The organism is Leclercia sp. M50, assembly GCF_037150775.1.
GTDB lineage: Bacteria > Pseudomonadota > Gammaproteobacteria > Enterobacterales > Enterobacteriaceae > Enterobacter.
The window spans coordinates 1-2,209 of the sequence record NZ_JBBCPK010000210.1; the positions used below are offsets into that span (position 1 = coordinate 1).

The following is a 2,209-nucleotide window of genomic DNA, read 5'->3' on the forward strand; positions in this document are numbered from 1 at the left end:
GGTGAGCAGCGCCCAGGGATTTACGGTGCAGGGGATTTACACCGGGAGTTATGACGTGCGGGTGCGTGCGCTGAACGCTCAGGATTCAAGCTCGCCGTGGGGTTATGCTGACACCACCTATCTTACGGGCAAAAACGGCAGGCCTGGAACGCCGCAGGCACTGGCCGCCACGGACGATGTTGTCTGGGCTATCGACATCACCTGGGCTTTCCCGGATGGCTCTGGTGATACGGCATACACCGAGATTCAGCGCGCCACCACTGAAGACAAGGCTAACCCGCAATTACTGGCTCTGGTGCCGTTTCCGGCCACGCATTACCAGCATGGCCCGATGCGGGCGGGCGTCAGTCAATGGTACCGTGCGCGCCTGGTGGATCGTATCGGCAACACCGGCGACTGGACGGAGTGGGCGGCAGGCCAGTCCAGCTCGAAAGCCGGTGATTATCTCGACATGATCGGCGACACGCTTGAACAGACTGATGGCTATAAAAACCTCGTTTCGGACATTGCCGATCTGGGTGAAGATATCCAGTCTGCGCGCGACGACATCACCGCAGTAACGACAGAGTCGGCGACGACTAAAGCGGGCCTGGCGCAGGAGGTCACGGACCGTAAGAAAGCCATCACCGACGAGGCAACGGCGCGGGGGCAGGCGCTGGTGACGGAGAAGAACGAGCGCGTCGCGGATATCAGCAACGTCAACCAGACAATTCAGACCACCTCTGACTCGCTGGCGCAGCAGATTGCGCAGATTTCGGCAGGCACCGGCTCCCAGTTCGACCCGGCGAAAATATGGTACTTCGATTCGACGGTAGAAGGCTGGACCGGGAACGGGACTCCCACAATCGTTGACGGGTGGATCCGCCCGGCGAACCACGCCACCGATCCGTGGGTGGCATCACCGGGATCACTGGCTATCAACTCCTCGTCCTATCGCTTCGTTAAACTCCGCATCAGGAAATTCGGTGCGCCGGGCTGGACGGGGCAGCTGCGGTGGCGTGGCACTGGTGGTTTCAACGACACCAACATGATCACCGTCGCCGAGCCTGCCTATGACGCCAACGGTATTGCTACGGTGGAGTTCGACAACATCCCCTGGCTGACCGAAGCCACGATGAATCAGTTCAGACTGGACCTGTCCACCAAACAGGACGCGACGAACTATTACCTGATTGACTGGGTAGCGGTCGGGCGGCCAACACCGGGGGCCGGGATGGCGGCGCTGCAGCAGGAAACGACAGCCCGTGTTACTGGCGATCAGGCGGAAGCCACGGCGCGCGAGACGCTGGCGACGCAGATCCGGGGCGGCTATACCGGTGACGATCCGTCAAAACTGGCATCGGGTCTGCTGTACACCGAACGACAGGCCCGCATCACGGCGCAGGAAGCGGAGGTGACGGAGCGGAAGAAGCTGGAATCGACCGTAAACGATAACCATGCAGCCGTTACTCAGGAACTCGCAACGCTGACGACTGAGCAGGATGCTCAGGCCACCACGCTTTCTGGTCTGCAGGTGACTGTCGGCAAAAACACCGCCGATATCACGACGGTCACTAAAGCCGTTGCTGACAACAACAAGGCGCAGACCACCGCCCTAGCTGCGGTTAAGGCCACTACCGACCAGAACACAGCGGATATCAGCACGGAAACTACGGCCCGTACGGATGGTGACAGCGCGCTGGGTCGCCGCATCGACAGCCTTAAGGTTGATGTGGACGGCAACACTGCTAGCCGGGACGCCGGCATTGTCGGCAACGTCACCAATGCGCTCGCCAACTTCATGGCGTTCTCGGATCAGCGCGTGACGTTCGCCGTTGGTGAAACGAAAACGATGGCCGAGATCAGCGACGTCCGGAAGACCTCTGCGGATGCCACAAGTGCCGTGGCGGAGCAGGTCACTACGCTTAAGGCCACGGTAGAGCAAAACGGCCAGACCAATGCTGCAGCCATCACGCGCATTGATAAAGCCGTTACGGATTTATCAAGCGCAACGGCCATCAGTATTCAGCAGGTCACGGCTGCAATTGGCGATACCAATGCCAGTGTGCAGACGACCAGCCAGGCTGTTGCTGATATCAACGGCAAGCTCTCCGCGCAGTGGGGCGTTAAAGTCCAAGTGGAAGCGAACGGTGTCAAACGCATCGCGGGTATTCAGCTGGGCATTGACGGTACAGGGGCCTCAAACTTCCTGATTTCTGCCGATACGTTC

1 protein-coding gene is annotated in these 2,209 nt (G+C 59.9%); it reads left to right on the top strand.

All coding sequences use genetic code 11. The annotated features are described in order from the left end of the window. Nucleotides 1–2,209 (top strand): phage tail tip fiber protein (locus WFM46_RS23550; RefSeq protein WP_336998703.1); only part of this gene is annotated, 2,209 nt, incomplete at both ends.